18 protein-coding genes and 1 tRNA gene are annotated in these 17117 nt (G+C 69.5%); 9 read left to right on the top strand and 10 right to left on the bottom strand.

Annotated features, from left to right (window positions below):
* Positions 1-165 precede the first annotated feature (165 nt).
* Positions 166-240: transfer RNA gene (locus ACWIHT_RS24245), tRNA-Cys, on the bottom strand.
* A gap of 189 nt (positions 241-429) precedes the next feature.
* Between ACWIHT_RS24245 and ACWIHT_RS24240 the strand changes: the two genes are divergently transcribed.
* From ACWIHT_RS24240 to ACWIHT_RS24215, 6 genes are all read left to right on the top strand, one after another.
* A complete protein-coding gene (locus ACWIHT_RS24240) occupies positions 430-1899 on the top strand; it encodes an MFS transporter (protein WP_456170302.1) in 1470 nt (489 codons plus the stop codon).
* Between the two features lie 31 nt (positions 1900-1930).
* Complete coding sequence (locus ACWIHT_RS24235) at positions 1931-2128, top strand: Arc family DNA-binding protein (RefSeq protein ID WP_388675268.1); 198 nt, start codon at positions 1931-1933, stop codon at positions 2126-2128.
* Entirely contained in the window at positions 2129-2515 is a 387-nt protein-coding gene (locus tag ACWIHT_RS24230; protein WP_456170301.1) for a type II toxin-antitoxin system death-on-curing family toxin, read from the top strand.
* Positions 2516-2633: 118 nt separating this feature from the next.
* Positions 2634-4433 carry a DEAD/DEAH box helicase gene (locus ACWIHT_RS24225; RefSeq protein WP_456170300.1) on the top strand — a complete coding sequence of 600 codons (1800 nt, stop codon included), beginning with the start codon at positions 2634-2636 and terminating at the stop codon, positions 4431-4433.
* A gap of 330 nt (positions 4434-4763) precedes the next feature.
* Positions 4764-5405: an IclR family transcriptional regulator gene (locus ACWIHT_RS24220; RefSeq protein WP_456170299.1), complete on the top strand. Its 642-nt coding sequence runs from the start codon at positions 4764-4766 to the stop codon at positions 5403-5405.
* 88 nt (positions 5406-5493) lie between these two features.
* Complete coding sequence (locus ACWIHT_RS24215; RefSeq protein ID WP_456170298.1) at positions 5494-6288, top strand: S16 family serine protease; 795 nt, start codon at positions 5494-5496, stop codon at positions 6286-6288.
* On the opposite strand, the gene ACWIHT_RS24210 is transcribed toward ACWIHT_RS24215, so the two are convergent.
* From ACWIHT_RS24210 to ACWIHT_RS24180, 7 genes are all read right to left on the bottom strand, one after another.
* Entirely contained in the window at positions 6285-6470 is a 186-nt protein-coding gene (locus ACWIHT_RS24210) for a hypothetical protein (RefSeq protein WP_456170388.1), read from the bottom strand. The genes ACWIHT_RS24215 and ACWIHT_RS24210 overlap by 4 nt on opposite strands.
* Positions 6460-7065, bottom strand: coding sequence for a helix-turn-helix domain-containing protein (locus tag ACWIHT_RS24205; RefSeq protein WP_456170297.1), 606 nt, complete (start codon positions 7063-7065; stop codon positions 6460-6462). Before ACWIHT_RS24205 ends, ACWIHT_RS24210 begins: the two co-directional genes overlap by 11 nt.
* Positions 7066-7132: 67 nt before the next feature.
* Complete coding sequence (locus ACWIHT_RS24200; RefSeq protein ID WP_456170296.1) at positions 7133-8089, bottom strand: glycine betaine ABC transporter substrate-binding protein; 957 nt, start codon at positions 8087-8089, stop codon at positions 7133-7135.
* Positions 8086-8889, bottom strand: a complete 804-nt coding sequence (locus tag ACWIHT_RS24195; protein WP_456170295.1) for an ABC transporter permease — start codon at positions 8887-8889, stop codon at positions 8086-8088. Before ACWIHT_RS24195 ends, ACWIHT_RS24200 begins: the two co-directional genes overlap by 4 nt.
* Positions 8886-10142: a betaine/proline/choline family ABC transporter ATP-binding protein gene (locus ACWIHT_RS24190; RefSeq protein WP_456170294.1), complete on the bottom strand. Its 1257-nt coding sequence runs from the start codon at positions 10140-10142 to the stop codon at positions 8886-8888. Before ACWIHT_RS24190 ends, ACWIHT_RS24195 begins: the two co-directional genes overlap by 4 nt.
* Positions 10135-10782, bottom strand: a complete 648-nt coding sequence (locus ACWIHT_RS24185) for an ABC transporter permease (protein ID WP_456170293.1) — start codon at positions 10780-10782, stop codon at positions 10135-10137. Before ACWIHT_RS24185 ends, ACWIHT_RS24190 begins: the two co-directional genes overlap by 8 nt.
* A 12-nt stretch (positions 10783-10794) precedes the next feature.
* The gene (locus ACWIHT_RS24180) at positions 10795-11286 is read right to left on the bottom strand and encodes an Lrp/AsnC family transcriptional regulator (protein WP_456170292.1); all 492 of its coding nucleotides are present in this window, start codon (positions 11284-11286) and stop codon (positions 10795-10797) included.
* Positions 11287-11412: 126 nt separating this feature from the next.
* On the opposite strand from ACWIHT_RS24180, the gene hppD reads away from it, so the two are divergent.
* Both hppD and ACWIHT_RS24170 read left to right on the top strand, forming a co-directional pair.
* Positions 11413-12567 (top strand): 4-hydroxyphenylpyruvate dioxygenase, encoded by a 1155-nt coding sequence (gene hppD / locus ACWIHT_RS24175; RefSeq protein WP_456170291.1) that lies wholly within the window; start codon positions 11413-11415, stop codon positions 12565-12567.
* Between the two features lie 32 nt (positions 12568-12599).
* Complete coding sequence (locus ACWIHT_RS24170; protein WP_456170290.1) at positions 12600-13466, top strand: phage baseplate protein; 867 nt, start codon at positions 12600-12602, stop codon at positions 13464-13466.
* 11 nt (positions 13467-13477) lie between these two features.
* Here the strand turns inward: ACWIHT_RS24170 and ACWIHT_RS24165 are convergent, their stop codons facing one another.
* A complete protein-coding gene (locus ACWIHT_RS24165) occupies positions 13478-14959 on the bottom strand; it encodes a tetratricopeptide repeat protein (RefSeq protein ID WP_456170289.1) in 1482 nt (493 codons plus the stop codon).
* Positions 14960-15051: 92 nt separating this feature from the next.
* Here ACWIHT_RS24165 and ACWIHT_RS24160 point away from each other — a divergent pair, with 92 nt between their 5' ends.
* A complete protein-coding gene (locus ACWIHT_RS24160) occupies positions 15052-16458 on the top strand; it encodes an FAD-binding oxidoreductase (RefSeq protein ID WP_456170387.1) in 1407 nt (468 codons plus the stop codon).
* Between the two features lie 22 nt (positions 16459-16480).
* On the opposite strand, the gene ACWIHT_RS24155 is transcribed toward ACWIHT_RS24160, so the two are convergent.
* Positions 16481-16954 (bottom strand): SsgA family sporulation/cell division regulator, encoded by a 474-nt coding sequence (locus ACWIHT_RS24155; RefSeq protein ID WP_019065934.1) that lies wholly within the window; start codon positions 16952-16954, stop codon positions 16481-16483.
* Positions 16955-17117: the final 163 nt, after the last annotated feature.

The raw sequence follows: 17117 nt of genomic DNA, 5'->3' as shown, positions 1-17117 counted from the left end.
GGAGAGGTGTACGTGCTGGCACGGTGGCTCCCTTGTGCCGTGTGGCGCTCTGGAGCTACGTCAGTCGGTAGAGGACCAAGCGACTGACGTAGCCCTGTCTGGTGGGGGAGTCCCAGACGCTGGAAGCACTCCGCAACGTGTAAACGTGCAGGTCATCCATGTAGTTGGAGGCCGTGGCGGGAATCGAACCCGCGTAACTCGCTTTGCAGGCGAGTCCCTGAACCACTCGGGCACACGGCCGTGGTTGGTGAGTTGACCGTATGGGGGGAGGGTGGGGCCGGGCAAGAGGGCCGGGGGTGGTGCAACGGGACTGCCATACCGCGTTCATGAATGGGGGAGCGGGGGGCAGCGGTCGTACGACCAAGGTCTCGGTGGTGGACCGTCTTTTGACAGGGGTCAAGGTGGGGGATGAGCCTTACGCTGGCTCGCATGACCGTTCTCGAACCGCGTGACGCCGATGTCACGGATGCTGCCCCTGACCTGGTCGACGAGTGTCGTGACGGGGTGCTGGGGCGGTCGTATCGGGCGCTCAGCGTCGGGATCGTGTCCGTTGTGCTGTTGATCGCCTTCGAGGCGACCGCCGTGGGGACGGCCCTGCCCGTCGCGGCTCGGGAGTTGGACGGGGTGGGGCTGTACGCGTTCGCGTTCTCCGGGTATTTCACCACCAGCTTGTTCGGGATGGTGTCCGCCGGGCAGTGGTCGGACCGGCGGGGGCCGCTCGGGGCGTTGACCACCGGGATCGGGGCGTTCGCCGCCGGGTTGCTGGTCGAGGGGACCGCTCGGGTCATGTGGGTGTTCATTCTGGGGCGGGCCGTGCAGGGGCTGGGCGGTGGGCTGGTCATCGTCGCTCTGTACGTCGTCATCGGGCGGGCTTATCCGGAGCGGTTGCGGCCCGCGATCGTGGCCGCGTTCGCCGCGAGCTGGGTGGTGCCGTCCGTCGTCGGGCCGCTCGCCGCCGGTGCGGTGACCGAACAGCTGGGCTGGCGTTGGGTGTTCCTCGGGATACCGGTGCTTGTCCTCCTTCCGCTCGCGCTTGCCCTGCCTCAGATACGGCGGCGGGCCGCCGGGCCCGTGGGCGACACCGGTGAGCCGCCCGGCTCCTTCGACCGGCGTCGTATCCGGCTCGCTCTCGGAATCTCGCTCGGTGCCGGGCTCTTTCAGTACGCCGCTCAGGATCTGACGTGGTTCTCGCTGGTCCCGGCCGCCGCGGGCGTCGCGCTGCTCGTGCCGGCCGTGCTCGGGCTGTTGCCGCGCGGTACGTACCGGGCGGCGCGGGGGCTGCCGTCGGTCGTGTTGTTGCGGGGGCTGGGGGCCGGGGCGTTCATCTCGGCCGAGTCCTTCGTGCCGTTGATGCTGGTGACCCAGCGGGGGCTGTCGCCGACGCTGGCCGGGTTCTCGCTCGCGGCGGGCGGCGGGACATGGGCGCTCGGGTCGTGGGTGCAGGCGCGGGCGCGGGTCGAGCCGTATCGGGAACGGCTGATGACGCTCGGGATGGTGCTGGTGGCCGGTGCCATCACCGCGGCGCCCAGCGTCCTCATCCATACGGTTCCGGTGTGGATCGTGGCCGTCGCCTGGGGGTTCGGGTGTTTCGGGATGGGGCTGGTGATGTCCTCCACCAGCGTGCTGCTGCTCCAGCTGTCCGCGCCGGAGGAGGCGGGCACCAACTCGGCCGCGCTTCAGATCTCCGACGGGCTGTCCAACGTCGTGCTGCTGTCCGTCGGCGGGGCCGCGTTCGGCGCGCTCGGCGGGGGCACGGTCGGGCATGTGGTCGGTTCGGCGAGTGGCGGCTCCCATCCGGCCGCGTTCGCCGCCGTGTTCCTGCCGATGGCGGGGGTGGCGTTGGTGGGGGCCTGGGTGACGACGAGGGTGCGGGCCGTACCGCGGGTGGTACCACTTTGACCCCATCCGGTGGTACCGTTTTGGTATGGCTATGAACCTTCGTCTGCGCGACGACCAGCAGGAGGCGCTCAAGCTGCGTGCCGAGGAGGAGGGGCGCAGCATGCACGCCGTAGTGCTTCAGGCGATCGATCGGTACCTGGAGCAGGAGGCGGACCGGGCCACGGTTCGTCGGCTCGGGGCCAAGTACGCGGCCGGCCACGCCGACCTGCTCCGGAGGCTGGGGGAATAGGTGAAGTACCTCACGGTCCAGGAGGTCCTGGACCTGGCGGAGCTGGGTTGTGGGGAGCAGACCCAGGTTGCCGTACGTGATCTTGGACTGCTCAGCTCGGCCGTCCACCGTCCCCAGTCGCAGATGTTCGGCGTCGAGGCGTACACGGACCTCTTCGAGAAGGCTGCGGCCGTGCTCCATTCGCTTGCCGTGAACCATCCTCTGGTGGACGGCAACAAACGCATGGCGTGGATGTCCACGGTCGTCTTCCTCGACTTCAACGGCACGGAGATGCTCGGCGTCGATCAGGACGAGGCGTACAAGCTCGTCATCGAAGTGGCAGCGGGCAGCCTGGAGGACGTAGGGCTGATCGCCCCGCGTCTGCGGGCCCTCCATGAGGCGATGTGACGTCAGTCCCATCCCTCGTAGCCCCGGCGTCGTCCGCACGTTGACAGCGCCGGCCCGCCGGTAAGGTGGCCCGGTTGTCATACGTAGCCGAGCTGCCCCAACCACGAACCCGGAGACCGTGACTACCACCGCCGCCTCCTCCGCCAACACCCACCACCTCTCCCCGGCCTTCCCCGGCCGCGCCCCCTGGGGCACCGCAAGCAAGCTGCGCGCCTGGCAGCAGGGGGCCATGGAGAGGTATGTCCAGGAGCAGCCACGGGACTTTCTCGCGGTCGCGACCCCGGGTGCCGGTAAGACGACCTTCGCGCTCACCCTCGCCTCCTGGCTGCTGCACCACCATGTCGTGCAGCAGGTGACCGTGGTCGCGCCGACCGAGCACCTGAAGAAGCAGTGGGCGGAAGCCGCCGCGCGGATAGGGATCAAGCTCGACCCGGAGTACAGCGCCGGGCCGCTCGGCAAGGACTACGACGGGGTCGCCGTCACGTACGCGGGCGTCGGCGTACGGCCGATGCTGCACCGCAACCGTGTCGAGCAGCGCAAGACCCTCGTCATCCTCGACGAGATCCACCACGCCGGTGACTCCAAGTCGTGGGGCGAGGCGTGCCTGGAGGCGTTCGAACCGGCCACGCGGCGGCTCGCGCTCACCGGTACGCCGTTCCGGTCGGACACCAATCCGATCCCCTTCGTGACGTACGAGGAAGGGAACGACGGGATTCGGCGGTCCTCCGCCGACTACACCTACGGCTACGGCAACGCGCTCGCCGACCATGTCGTCCGGCCGGTCATCTTCCTCTCCTACAGCGGCAACATGCGCTGGCGGACCAAGGCCGGGGACGAAATCGCCGCGCGGCTCGGCGAGCCGATGACCAAGGACGCGATCAGCCAGGCCTGGCGTACGGCGCTGGATCCGCGCGGCGACTGGATGCCGAGCGTGCTGCGCGCCGCCGACCAGCGGCTGACCGAGGTCAGGAAGGGCATCCCGGACGCCGGCGCGCTCGTCATCGCCTCCGACCAGGACTCCGCGCGTGCCTACGCCAAGCTGATCCGCGAGATCACCGGCTCCAAGGCGACCGTCGTCCTGTCCGACGACACCGGTGCCTCCAAGCGCATCGACGACTTCGCCGCGAGCAACGACCGGTGGATGGTCGCGGTGCGGATGGTGTCCGAGGGCGTCGACGTACCGCGGCTCGCCGTCGGTGTGTACGCCACCACGATCTCCACCCCCCTCTTCTTCGCCCAGGCCGTCGGGCGTTTCGTGCGGTCCCGGCGGCGCGGCGAGACCGCCTCCGTCTTCCTCCCGACCGTCCCCGACCTCCTCACCTTCGCCAACGAGATGGAGGTCGAGCGCGACCACGCCCTCGACAAGCCCAAGAAGGAGGGCGAGGAGGACCCGTACGCCGAGTCCGAGCAGGAGATGGACGAGGCGAACAAGGAGCAGGACGAGGACACCGGCGAGCAGGAGCAGTTCGCCTTCGAGGCGCTGGAGTCCGAGGCCGTCTTCGACCGGGTGCTCTACGACGGCGCCGAGTTCGGTATGCAGGCGCACCCGGGGAGCGAGGAGGAGCAGGACTACCTCGGCATCCCCGGGCTCCTCGAACCCGACCAGGTGCAGATGCTTCTCCAGAAGCGGCAGGCCCGGCAGATCGCGCACAGCCGCAGAAAGCCGGACGAGGAAGCCGACCTGCTCGAACTGCCCGCCGAGCGGCGGCCCGTGGTCTCCCACAAGGAGATGATGGAGCTGCGGAAGTTGCTCAACACCATGGTCTCCGCGTACGTCCACCAGACCGGCAAACCGCACGGCGTCATCCACACCGAGCTGCGCCGCACGTGCGGCGGCCCGCCGAGCGCCGAGGCCACGGCGGGGCAGCTGCGGCAGCGCATCGCCAAGGTCCAGGAGTGGGCCACGCGGATGCGCTGACCCACCCCACTCGCCCCGCACATCTGTGCGGAGGTCGTGCGCGGGCGATCCGCAGGTCAGGACATATCACCGTGAACCGAACCGGTCCGTACCAGGCAGTGCCCGGATTCTGGACGGAGACTTCCGCTCAGCGAACCCCCTTCGCTAGTGTCCCGCTACGCACACGCCCCGTGGCAGCGCCGCCGCGGAGCGCAGCCGTGAAGCGACTGGGGCCCGGACACGCCGGGCCGCCTCGCCGATCGGCGGCCTCTGTAGCGCGTCACTGACGGGACTCGGTGACGCATCCGCCGCGAGGGGGCCGCCGACCTCACCACTTAAGGAGTGGGCGTCGTGACCGCGGAGACCTCCCAGACGCTCGACCGGGGACTGCGCGTCCTCAAACTGCTGGCCGACACCGACCACGGGCTGACCGTCACCGAACTGTCCAACAAACTGGGCGTCAACCGGACCGTCGTGTACCGGTTGCTGGCCACCCTCGAACAGCACGCTCTCGTACGACGTGATCTGGGCGGCCGGGCCCGGGTCGGGCTCGGGGTGCTGCGGCTCGGCCGCCAGGTGCACCCCCTCGTACGCGAGGCGGCGCTGCCCGCGCTGCGGTCGCTGGCCGAGGACATCGGGGCGACCGCTCATCTCACCCTGGTCGACGGGGCCGACGCCCTCGCCGTCGCGGTGGTCGAGCCGACCTGGACCGACTACCACGTGGCCTACCGGGCGGGCTTCCGCCATCCCCTGGACAAGGGAGCCGCGGGTCGCGCGATCCTCGCCGCCCGGCATCGGGGGGCCGACGAGCCCGGATACACGCTGACGCACGGGGAGTTGGAGGCGGGCGCGAGCGGTGCCGCGGCTCCGCTCCTCGGAGTCACGGGGGTCGAGGGCAGCGTCGGCGTGGTGATGCTGGCCGACGCCGTGCCCGAGCGGGTGGGGCCGCGGGTCGTGGACGCGGCACGTGAGGTCGCGGACGCGCTGCGCTGAGGCGTTCATGATGATCGGGTGACCGGCGTTCATGACGATCGGGTGACCGGCGCACGGCCGAAAGTGACCGTCGCGTTAGATTGATCCCGTGCTCCTCTCTCGCCTCACGCGCCCCTGGGCCGTAGCCGTCTGTGCCCTGCCCGTCGTGGCGCTGCTCGCCACGGCGGGTTTCGCGCCGCTGCCGTTCTCGCTGGCGCAGCCCGGTCTGACCGCGAACGTGCTCGGCGAGAACCAGGGCACCCCGGTGATCACGATCTCCGGGGCGCCGGTGCGTACGACGAGCGGCCAGTTGCGCATGACGACGATCGAGGCGACCGGACCCGATCAACATGTTTCGCTGAGCGATGTGATCGACAGCTGGTTCCGCACCGACCGGGCGGTCATGCCGCGGGACTCGGTCTATCCGAGCGGCAACAACGTCAAGGAGATCGAGCAGCACAACACCCAGCAGATGCAGGAGTCGCAGGACGCCGCGACCACCGCCGCGCTCAACTACCTGAACCTCAGCGACAAGAAGGTGAAGGTCACGCTCACGCTTGCCGACGTGGGCGGCCCCAGCGCGGGCCTGCTGTTCACCCTGGGGATCATCGACAAACTGAAGGGCGACGGCGACGGCGGTGACCTCACGGGCGGTCGCACCATCGCCGGTACGGGGACGATCGGCACGGATGGCACGGTCGGCGCGGTCGGGGGAGTGGCCCTCAAGACCCAGGCCGCGCGCCGCGACGGAGCGACGGTGTTCCTGGTCCCGAAGGCCGAGTGCTCGGACGCCAAGTCCGAACTCCCCAAGGGGCTACGGCTGGTGGCGGTCACCTCGCTGAAGGGCGCGGTCAGTGCCCTGGAGGCGCTGGAGTCGGGGAAGGGTTCCGTGCCGGGCTGCTAGGCGACGGCGGGCTGCGGGGCCGTTGCGGCGAGACGAAGGCCCAGCTCTACGAGGGTCCAGCCGAGCCGGGTTCGGAGTTGGCGCGGGGGCTCGGCCGTGAGGGCGAGGCGGTGGGCTGCGGCCTGGGCACGGAGTTCGGCGGCTCGGATGTGGTGCAGGGCGAGGTGGCTCTCAGGGTCGATCACTGGGTTTCCTTCGCTCTGTGGTGATGGGGAAGACGTGCGAGTGGAGGCGGACCTGTTCCGCTTCCGGGTCGTCCTCGGCCGCCTCGTTGTCCTTGTAGCTGCCGAGCAACTCGTGGATCTTGCCGATGAGTTCGCGTGAGAGCGCCGGGGTCAGGCGTAGTTGCCAGTCGCTGAGATCCATCGCGTGGTCCGACCACGCGGGGAACCACTGGTCGCGGGTGGCCAGCCAGGCCGATACCTCGCGGCCGTGCTGCGTGGCGTGCTCCTGGAGGAACATCTCGGCCGCTCCGCGCACCGACGGATCCGAACTCTGGAGCAGGTCCTCCTCCATGGAGATGCCCTGCTTCACCACCTGCCACCAACGCTCCCGCCCCTTGCCGCGCTCAGGCGCGTCCTCGACGAAGCCATGCGTGGCGAGCTGCCGCAGGTGATAGCTGGTGGCACCGCTGGACTCGCCCAGCCGCTCGGCGAGCATCGACGCCGTGGCGGGGCCGTTCCGCTGTAGCGCGCTGAGCAGTTCCATCCGCAGGGGATGGGCGAGTCCGCGCAGCGAACGGGCGTCGAGCTTCCGAGGGTCGGGCTGTTCCGGCATGCGTACAAAGATAGCGTTGCAAAGAATCAGTTGCAACGTCTTCTTTGTAACTGGCCCTTCGTAGGCCCTACTTCACCAACCCCTCCGCCTTCATCCAGTCCAACGCCACCTGGTGCGGGTCCTCCCCGTCGACGTCCACCTTCGCGTTCAGCGCCTGCGCCACCGTGTTGTTCAGCTTCTTCGTGACCGGGGCGAGGACCTCCGCGATCGCCGGCCACTTCTTCAGGGCCTTGGTGTTGATCTCGGGCGCCGCGTTGTAGTTGGGGAAGAACTTCTTGTCGTCGGCCATCACCGCGAGGTTCATCGACTTGATGCGGCCGTCGGTGGTGAAGACCTCGCCGTACGTACAACTCCCCTTCTTCACCTGGGTGTAGATGATCCCGGTGTCCATCTGCGTGATGTTCTTCGCGGGCAGACTCATCCCGTACGCCTTCTCCATGCCGGGCAGTCCGTCCGCGCGGTTGGCGAACTCGCTCTCCACGCACACCGTCACCGCGCCCGGGTCCTTCTTCGCCAGCGCGGCCACGTCCGACAGCGTCTTCGTGCCGTACTTCTTGAAGTTGGCCTGGTTCATGGCCAGCGCGTACGTGTTGTTGAGGGCGGACGGCGGCAGCCAGGTCAGGCCGTTCTTCAGGTCCGCGTCCCGTACCGCCTGCCACTGTTTCATCGGGTCGGTGATCGGCTTGCTGTTGCCGAGGTAGGTGATCCACGCGGTGCCGGTGTACTCGTACATCCCGTCCGCGTCACCGGACTTGACGGCCTCCCGCGCTCCGATCGAACCCTGGATGCCGGTCCGGTCGAGGACGTCCGCACCGGCCGCCTCGAAGGCGATGCCCATCATCGCGCCGAGGATCAGCTGCTCGGTGAACTCCTTGGACGTGACGGTGAGATGGGCGCCCTTGAGGGGCTCGCCCCGCCCGACCGTGCCGGGGCTCACGTCGTCGACCATGGGGGAGCCACTGGTCAGTCCGCAGCCGGAGACGACGATCAGCGCGCCGACCGCCACCAGACAGGTGCGTTTCACGCGCCCGCCTCCAATCCCCTTGGCCGCAGCATCAGTTCGGCCAGCGAGGCCAGCCAGTCCACCAGCAGCGCGAGGCTCACCGTGAGGATCGAGCCGAGGACCAGGACGGGCATCCGCTGGGTGGTGATGCCGGTGGTGATCAGGACGCCGAGGCCGCCGCCCCCGCCGAAGGTCGCGAGGGTCGCCGTACCGACGTTGAGGACGAGGGCGGTTCGGACACCGGCCAGGATCAGTGGGACCGCGAGAGGTAGCTCCACCCGTCCCAGGACGCCGAGTTGGGACATGCCGATGCCCCTGGCCGCCTCCAGCAGCGTCGGGTCGTTGGCCTTCAGACCCGCGATGGTGTTGGAGAGGACCGGCAGGACGGCGTAGATGATGATGCCGATCAGGGCCGCCTTCTCGCCGGTGCCCAGCCAGATCACCAGCAGGGCCAACAGGCCGATCGCCGGGGTCGCCTGGCCCATGTTGGCGAAGGTCATCGCCACCGGGGCGGCCTTCCGGAACGCCCCGCGGGTCAGCAGGATGCCCAGCGGGATCGCGATGATCAGCACGAAGAACGTGGAGATCACGGTGAGTTGGACATGCTGCCAAAGCGCCTTGCTCACCTGCCCGTTGGAGAGCGCGTTCTCCGAAATGGCGTCCAGGTGCGCCTGGTTGAACCACAGCCAGGTCGCCAGCAGGACCGCCACCAGGAACGCGGGCAGGATGGTCAGCTTCTGCCAGGTGATCCGGCGTTTCGGGGGAGCCGGGGGCGCCGGGGCCGCCGTCTCCTCCTCGTCCAGTTCGGGAGTGGTGGTCACGTGTCCCGCTCCCCTCCGGCGCCCTCCTGCTCGGCGTGCGTCTGGAGGGCCCGGGCCTCCTCCAGCTCGTGTCGCGACTCCATCGCGTCCAGCCGGTCGGCCTCCAGGAGTTCCTGCACGGAGTTCATCAGCGTCTCCATGTCGACGACACCCGTGTACTCACCGCGCCGCCCGGTCACCGCGACCCGCCCCGCGTTGTCCGTCAGTACGGCCTCCAGCGCGTCCCGCAGCGTCGCGTCACGCGTCACCGTGTCGCTGACCAGCGTGCCCGCCCGGGCCAGTGAACCCTTGGCGCGCATCATGTCGCCGCGCCGCAGCCACTTGTAGGGCCGGCCGCGCTTGTCGAGCAGCAGGATCTCGTTGGTGCCGCTGTCCCGGAGCTTGTTGAAGATGGTCTGGAGCGGGTCGTCCACCGTCACCGTCGGATAGTCGGTGATCTCCACGTCCCGGACCCGGGTGAGGTTGAGCCGTTTCAGGGCCGCTCCGGCGCCGACGAACCCGGACACGAAGTCGTCCGCCGGGTTGGTGAGGATCGCCTCCGGGGTGTCGAACTGCGCGATGTGCGAGCGTTCGCGCAGCACCGCGATCCGGTCGCCCAGTTTGATCGCCTCGTCGAAGTCGTGGGTGACGAAGACGATCGTCTTGTGCAGTTCGTGCTGGAGCCTGATCAACTCGTCCTGGAGATGGTCGCGGGTGATCGGGTCGACCGCGCCGAACGGCTCGTCCATCAGCAGCACCGGCGGATCCGCCGCCAACGCCCTTGCCACGCCCACGCGTTGCTGCTGACCACCGGACAGCTGACGCGGATAGCGGCCCTGGAACTCACCGGCGTCGAGACCGACCAGGTCGAGCATCTCCTCCACCCGGTCCCTGATCCGGGACTTCGACCAGCCGATCATCCTCGGGACCAGCGCGATGTTCTGGGCGACCGTCATGTGCGGGAAGAGTCCGCTCGACTGGATCGCGTAGCCGACCTTGCGGCGCAGCTTCACCGGGTCGATGTCGGTGACGTCCTCGCCGTCGATCCGGATCCGGCCGCCGGTCGGTTCGATCAGCCGGTTGATCATCTTGAGCGTGGTCGACTTGCCGCAGCCGGAGGGCCCGACGAAGACGACCAACTCACCCGCCTTGATCTCCATGTTGACGCTGTCGACCGCCGGCTGCGGGCTGCCGGGATACCGCTTGGTCAGGTTCTCCAGCTCGATGGAGGCACCGGACGTGGTCGTGGTCGTAGTCGTGGTCGGCTCAGGCACGGATCCCCCTGGGAATGGTCAGCCGTCCCAGCAGGACGTACGCGGCGTCGAACAACAGCGCCAGGACGATGATCCCGAGCGTGCCCGCGAGCACCTGGTTGAGGGCGTTCTTGCTGCCCAGCGAGCCGATACCGCGGAAGATCTCGTTGCCGAGGCCGGGCCCGGAGGCGTACGCCGCGATGGCCGCGATGCCCATCAGCATCTGGGTGGAGACCCGGATGCCGGTGAGGATCGGCGGCCAGGCCAGCGGCAGTTCGACCCGCGCGAGCCGCGTCAGCCGGGACATCCCGATGCCCTTCGCCGCGTCCACCAGCGACGGGTCGACCCCGCGCAGCCCCACGATCGAGTTACGGACGATCGGCAGCAGGCCGTACAGGGTCAGCGCGATCACCGTGGGCGGGACGCCGAGCCCGACGATCGGAATGAGCAGACCGATCATGGCGAGCGAGGGAATGGTCAGAATGGTCGAGGTGGCCGTGGTGGCGAGGTTGCCCGCCCACTCGCTCCGGTACGTCACGACCCCGATCACCACCCCGATCAGCGTGGCCACGACCATGCACTGGAAGACCGCGCTGGCGTGTTGATAGGCGTCGGTGAGCAGCTGCTGGTGCCGGTTGCCCACGTACTCCCAGAAGCTCACACGCACACACCCCTACGTCGGCCGGCTCGTCCCTTCCGGGTCCTCCGCCGCCTGTTTCACCAACGGGATGATCCGCAGTGGAACGGGGTTCTCCATCACGATCGCGGTGGCGGCCCGGACAATGCCATCAAAACCGACAACCCGGTCGATGACCCGCTGGAGATCGGCGTTCGAGCGGGCCACCAGCCGGCACAGCATGTCCCCGCTGCCGGTGGTGGTGTGCAGTTCGAGGACCTCCGGGACGGTCGCCAAGTGCGCCCGGACGTCCGGGCCTTGCCCCTGCCGGATCTCCAGCGTCGCGAACGCCGTGACCGGATAGCCGAGCGCCGCCGGATCGACCTGCGGACCGAACCCCCGGATGACTCCATTCGACTGAAGCCGGTCCAGCCGCGCCTGCGCCGTCCCCCGGGCGACCCCCAGCCGCCGGGACATCTCCAGCACCCCGATGCGCGGCTCCTCGGCCAGCAGCACGATGATCCGGCCGTCGAGCTGATCGATCCCCATGGTGTCCGCCTCCGAGGATGGTCATCCTGTACAGAAAGCCCGCCGAAACAGTCGTACCACTGAACAAGCTGCCCAGCAGAAACGCAAACTATTGCGCACCTTGCCAGGGAGGGGGAGCCTGCGCTCATGGCTGTCATCTCTGCGAACACTCACCACACTCCCGACACCGCCCGGCAGGCCGACCCCTTCCCGGTCAAGGGAATGGACGCGGTCGTCTTCGCCGTGGGCAACGCCAAGCAGGCGGCGCACTACTACTCCACGGCCTTCGGCATGACGCTGGTCGCCTACTCCGGACCGGAGAACGGCAGCCGCGAGACCGCCTCGTACGTCCTCACCAACGGCTCCGCCCGCTTCGTCTTCACCTCCGTCATCAGGCCCGCCACGCCCTGGGGCGAGTTCCTCACCCGGCATGTGGCCGAGCACGGCGACGGCGTCGTCGACCTCGCCATCGAGGTCCCGGACGCGCGCGCCGCCCACGCCTACGCCGTCGAGCACGGCGCCCGCTCCCTCGCCGCGCCGCACGAGCTGAAGGACGAGCACGGCACGGTCGTCCTCGCCGCCATCGCCACCTACGGCGAGACCCGCCACACCCTGGTCGAGCGCGTCGACTACGACGGCCCGTACCTCCCCGGCTTCGCCCCCGCCGACCCGCTCGTCGAGGCGCCCACCCACCGCACGTTCCAGGCCATCGACCACTGCGTCGGCAACGTCGAACTCGGCCACATGAACGAGTGGGTCGGCTTCTACAACAAGGTCATGGGCTTCACGAACATGAAGGAGTTCGTGGGCGACGACATCGCGACCGAGTACAGCGCGCTGATGTCGAAGGTCGTCGCCGACGGCACCCTGAAGGTCAAGTTCCCGATCAACGAACCGGCCGTCGCCAAGAAGAAGTCCCAGATCGACGAGTACCTGGAGTTCTACGGCGGCGCGGGCGTCCAGCACATCGCGCTCAACACCAACGACATCGTGCGGACGGTACGGACCATGCGCGCGGCCGGGGTCAAGTTCCTCGACACCCCGGACTCGTACTACGACACCCTCGGCGAGTGGGTCGGCGACACCCGCGTCCCCGTCGAGACCCTGCGCGAACTGAAGATCCTCGCCGACCGCGACGAGGACGGGTACCTTCTCCAGATCTTCACCAAGCCGGTCCAGGACCGTCCTACGGTGTTCTTCGAACTCATCGAGCGGCACGGCTCGATGGGCTTCGGAAAGGGCAACTTCAAGGCCCTGTTCGAGGCGATCGAGCGGGAGCAGGAAAAGCGGGGCAACCTGTAACTCACAGGTCCCGCAAGGGACTTGGGAGGACCGTGGCCGACGCGCCCATCGACCTGACCGCACCGGCCGTGCGCTGGCTCTGGAACAAGAGCACCCTGCACGAACCCACGGTCCTCCAGTCGTTCGCCCTCGACGAGGTCCACCAGCGCCTGTACGTCCTCCAGTTGAGACAGGGCGGCGCCGACGCGGGCAACCTCTGCCTCAACCAGCTGGACTACAAAGGCACTTCGCTCGGCCACATGCACCTCCAGGGCTTCGGGCACGGCGTCAGCATGGGCGTGCAGAACACCCCCGACGGCGACGTCTGGATCTGGACCGAGGCCGCCGCGAAGGCCGGTTCCGGCGGCGCCTACGGCCAGGCCGTCACCCGCTTCCACTTCGCGAACGGCACGGTCCGCACGGCAGCCGACGTAGCGATCCGCAAGCCGATCGCGAACGCCACGAACAACCAGCCCACGGTCTGCACGACGTCCAACCGCATCGCCATCCGCTACCGCATCGCCAACCAACCCCGGTACCGCATATGGGACTTGGACGCCTTCGCGGCCCGCGACTACGCCACACCGCTCGCCGACATCGCGCAGACCGGCGCCCACCCCGACCCGGCGATCCCGTTCCAGGGCTACGCCCTCGACGGCGACCACCTCTACCAACTCGCGGGCACCGCCTACGACTCCACCACCAACCCGCCCGCGAAACACGGCAACACCTACGTCTCCTGCCTCGACATCCGCACCGGCGAACTCCTCCAGCAGTCCCGCACGGAGGCCGCCCACACCCTCACCCACCGCGAACCGGAGGGCCTGGCGGTCCGCACGAAGCCCGGCACCCGACTGTGTCTGGGCTTCGCGTCAGGAGAGGCCGGGGCGCGACGGTTCTCGCTCTGCTACAAGCCGTAGGCGCGAGTCGCTCAACCCGCCTTCTCCTGCTGCTCCTTGTCCTGCGGATCCTTGTCCGAGGGCAGGGGCTCGGCGGGCGGTTCGCCCAGGGCCGCCAGCGCCTGCTGTGCCAGCGGCACCCGCAGCGGCGAGAAGTACGGGTTGATCTGCAACGCCTCCTGGAGATGGCGGCGCGCCGACGCGGGCTTGTCCAAGTCCCGCTCGATCATGCCCCGGTGGAACGCGTACAGCGCGTCCCGCACCCCGCCCCCGTGCACCTTGTCCGTCGCCGTCGACGCGAACTTCAGCGCCTCCGCGTCCTGTCCGGCCCGGTGCAGCGCCCACCCCAGCGCGTCCGCGACCGGGATCCCCGGCTGCCGGGTCCACTCGGCCCGGAGCCGCCGTACGGCGTCCCGCGCGTCGCCGTGGTCCGCCTCGAACACGCCGAGCACCAGCTCGTCGTCGACACCGCCCGCCGCGTCCCGGGTCGCCAGGGTCCGCAGGGTGTCGTACTGCACGCGGGCCGCCTGGGTGAGGCCCAGCGACTCGTACAACTCGCCGAGTTCCAGGGCGTATTGGGGGGTCGGCTGCTTGGCGAGGGCGACCTGGTAGGCGTTCAGCGCCTCCGAGGTGCGGCCCAGTGCCGCCAGCGCCCGGCCCTCCCCGGCGAGCGCCTCCCGCTGGTCGGGGTCGATCCGTACGGCCGCCTCGAAGTGCCGTAGCGCCATCTCACGGTCCCCGCGTTCCCAGGCCAGTTCCCCGGCCCGCTGCCACCAGGCCGCCTGTTCGGCGGGCGCGGTCGCCCGTGCCGCCGCGTCGGCGAGCTGGGCGGCGGCGTCCTCGCGCCAGCCCCGGTCGCGGTAGACCTCGGCGGCGCGCGCCATCACGGCGGGTCCGGAGTGCAGTTCCTGGAGCTTTTCGAGGGTCCGCCGGGTCGCCTTGTAGTCGCCGAGGCCGGTGTACGCGTCGATCAGCAGCGGATACGTCGTCCAGCGCTTCGGTGCGAGTTTCACCGCGGCCTCGCCCCAGGTGCGGGCCGCCCGGAAGTCCCGCCGTTCGTTCGCGAGCGCCGTCAGGCCGTCCATCGCCACGGCGCTCGCGTCGTTCCCCTTCGCGCGGACCTTGAGCGAGGTGTGGAGGGCGTCGTCGGCCTTCGGGTAGTACAGGGCGTCGCCGGTCCGCCGTCCCTGCTCCACGTAGGCCACCCCGAGCACCGCCCACGAGCGGGCATCCCGCGAATTGGCCCGCACCCGGGCCTCGCGGTCGCCGATCAGCGCGGCCAGGTCGGGGAGCGCGGCCGGGACCCCCGCGGTCACCGCGGTCAGCGCCTGCGTCTTGGGGCCCGGCGCGGGCGGCGGCGCCGGACGCGGTTCCTCGGGCAGCAGCCACAGCAGCCCGCCGACCACGGCACACCCGGCGACCGAGGCGATCAGCACCCACCGCAGAACGGGGGAGCGGCGCCTGCGCTCCTCCGCCACCAGGGACGTACCGGGGCTCCGCTGTTCGTTCTCCATGGCGCTCACTCTGCGTCAGTACGACGACCGCGCCCGGGCAGCCGAAGCCGCGCGTGGACGGGGTTCACACCGATGGCCGCGAGTGCGACGCTGTGATCATGAGCCGTATCGAAGCGCCTCGCGACCACGACACCGGATCCCTGCTCGACCGCCTGCTGACCGGGCTGCCCGCCGAGGCCGTCCTCACCGACCCGGACGTCACGGTCTCGTACGCCAACGACATGGCGAGCTTCTGCCCGTCCGGCACCCCCGCCGTCGTCGTGCTGCCGCGCACGGTCGAACACGTCCAGCACGTGATGCGCGTCGCCACCGAACTGCGCGTCCCGGTCGTCCCGCAGGGCGCCCGCACCGGCCTGTCGGGCGCGGCCAACGCCTCCGAGGGCTGCATCGTGCTGTCGCTGACGAAGATGGACCGCATTCTGGAGATCAGCCCGGTCGACCGCATCGCGGTCGTCGAGCCGGGCGTCATCAACGCGACCCTCTCCCGCGCGGTCAACGAACACGGCCTCTGCTACCCGCCGGATCCCTCCAGCTGGGAGATGTGCACGATCGGCGGCAACATCGGCACCGCCTCGGGCGGGCTGTGCTGCGTGAAGTACGGGGTGACGGCCGAGTACGTCCTGGGCCTGGACGTCGTCCTCGCCGACGGGCGACTCATGACCACCGGCCGGCGTACGGCCAAGGGGGTCGCCGGGTACGACCTGACCCGGCTGTTCGTCGGCTCCGAGGGCTCGCTCGGCATCGTCGTGAAGGCGGTCCTGGCGCTGAAGCCGCAGCCGCCCCAACAGCTGGTCCTGGCGGCCGAGTTCGGGTCCGCTGCCGCCGCGTGCGACGCCGTGTGCCGGATCATGGAGGGCGGGCACGTGCCGTCCCTCCTCGAACTGATGGACCGTACGACCGTCAAGGCCGTCAACGACCTCGCGCACATGGGACTGCCGGAGAGCACGGAGGCACTGCTCCTCGCGGCCTTCGACACGCTCGACCCCGCCGCCGACCTGGCCGCCGTAGGAGCCCTCTGCGAGGCCGCCGGAGCCACCCAGGTGGTGCCCGCCGAGGACGCGGCGGAGTCCGAACTGCTGCTCCAGGCACGGCGGTTGTCGCTCACCGCGCTCGAAGCGGTCAAGGGCACGACGATGATCGACGACGTGTGCGTGCCCCGCTCGCGGCTCGGCGAGATGCTCGAAGGGGTCGAACGGATCGGTGAGAAGTACCAGTTGACGATCGGCGTCTGCGCACACGCGGGCGACGGCAACACCCACCCCACCGTCTGCTTCGACGCGCAGGACCCCGACGAGTCCCGGCGCGCCCGCGAGTCCTTCGACGAGATCATGGCCCTCGGCCTGGAACTCGGCGGCACCATCACCGGCGAACACGGCGTCGGCGTCCTGAAGAAGGAGTGGCTGGCCCGCGAGATCGGGCCGGTGGGCGTGGAGATGCAGCGGGCGGTCAAGGCGACCTTCGACCCGCTGGGGATCCTCAACCCCGGCAAACTCTTCTGACCCCCTCCCTCTCTTCTACGGCTCACTCCCCGTCCCGCGACTCGTCCGACGGCCACGGGTCGCGCAGCCACAGGTCGTCGGCCGGGGTCGGTGCGAGCAGCTCGGCCAGGCCGTCGTCGATACCGAGCTGCTCGGCCTCAGAGCCCGGGGGCACCACCCGCAGGGTCCGCTCCAGCCACGCCGACACCTGGGCCGCCGGGGCCTCCAACAGGGCGTCCCCGTCGGGTGAACTCAGCGCCATCAGAACGACACTGCGCCCCTCGACCTTCGTCGGCCACACCCGCACGTCCCCGTGCCCGCACGGCCGGAACACCCCCTCGACGAGCAGTTCGCGGGCGAACGTCCAGTGCACCGGGTGCTCGGAGTTGATGTGGAAGGAGATGTGGACGGCGTACGGGTCGTCCGTGCGGTAGCTGAGCCGGGCCGGAACGGGAATGCTCCGTTCCGGCGACAGGATCAGCTTCAGCTCCAACTCCCGCTCTACGACTGTGTGCATGACGTGTGTCCTCTCGTGCTCGCGGGGTCCCGCGGTGGGCCCGTACGAGTGGAGAGGGCGTGCGGCCGTAAGCATTACGCGACTTCGGGAAACTTTTTTCCGCGAGGCTTCGCGAAGGCGTCACGGGGCTTCGGGGAGTGTGGACTCCGTGCACGAGCTTGCC

It is taken from the genome of Streptomyces sp. NPDC002276 (genome assembly GCF_053891435.1).
Note: the sequence above shows the minus strand (reverse complement) of the source record. Positions and strands in the feature narration are given on the sequence as shown.

What these genes read in the sequence shown, in the direction of transcription:
- ACWIHT_RS24235 (WP_388675268.1), top strand. Translation starts at nt 1,931, where the DNA reads ATGAACCTTCGTCTGCGCGACGACCAGCAGGAGGCGCTCAAGCTGCGT.
- ACWIHT_RS24240 (WP_456170302.1), top strand. Translation starts at nt 430, where the DNA reads ATGACCGTTCTCGAACCGCGTGACGCCGATGTCACGGATGCTGCCCCT.
- ACWIHT_RS24205 (WP_456170297.1), bottom strand. Translation starts at nt 7,065, where the DNA reads ATGCCGGAACAGCCCGACCCTCGGAAGCTCGACGCCCGTTCGCTGCGC.
- ACWIHT_RS24165 (WP_456170289.1), bottom strand. Translation starts at nt 14,959, where the DNA reads ATGGAGAACGAACAGCGGAGCCCCGGTACGTCCCTGGTGGCGGAGGAG.
- ACWIHT_RS24180 (WP_456170292.1), bottom strand. Translation starts at nt 11,286, where the DNA reads ATGGGGATCGATCAGCTCGACGGCCGGATCATCGTGCTGCTGGCCGAG.
- hppD (WP_456170291.1), top strand. Translation starts at nt 11,413, where the DNA reads ATGGCTGTCATCTCTGCGAACACTCACCACACTCCCGACACCGCCCGG.
- ACWIHT_RS24155 (WP_019065934.1), bottom strand. Translation starts at nt 16,954, where the DNA reads ATGCACACAGTCGTAGAGCGGGAGTTGGAGCTGAAGCTGATCCTGTCG.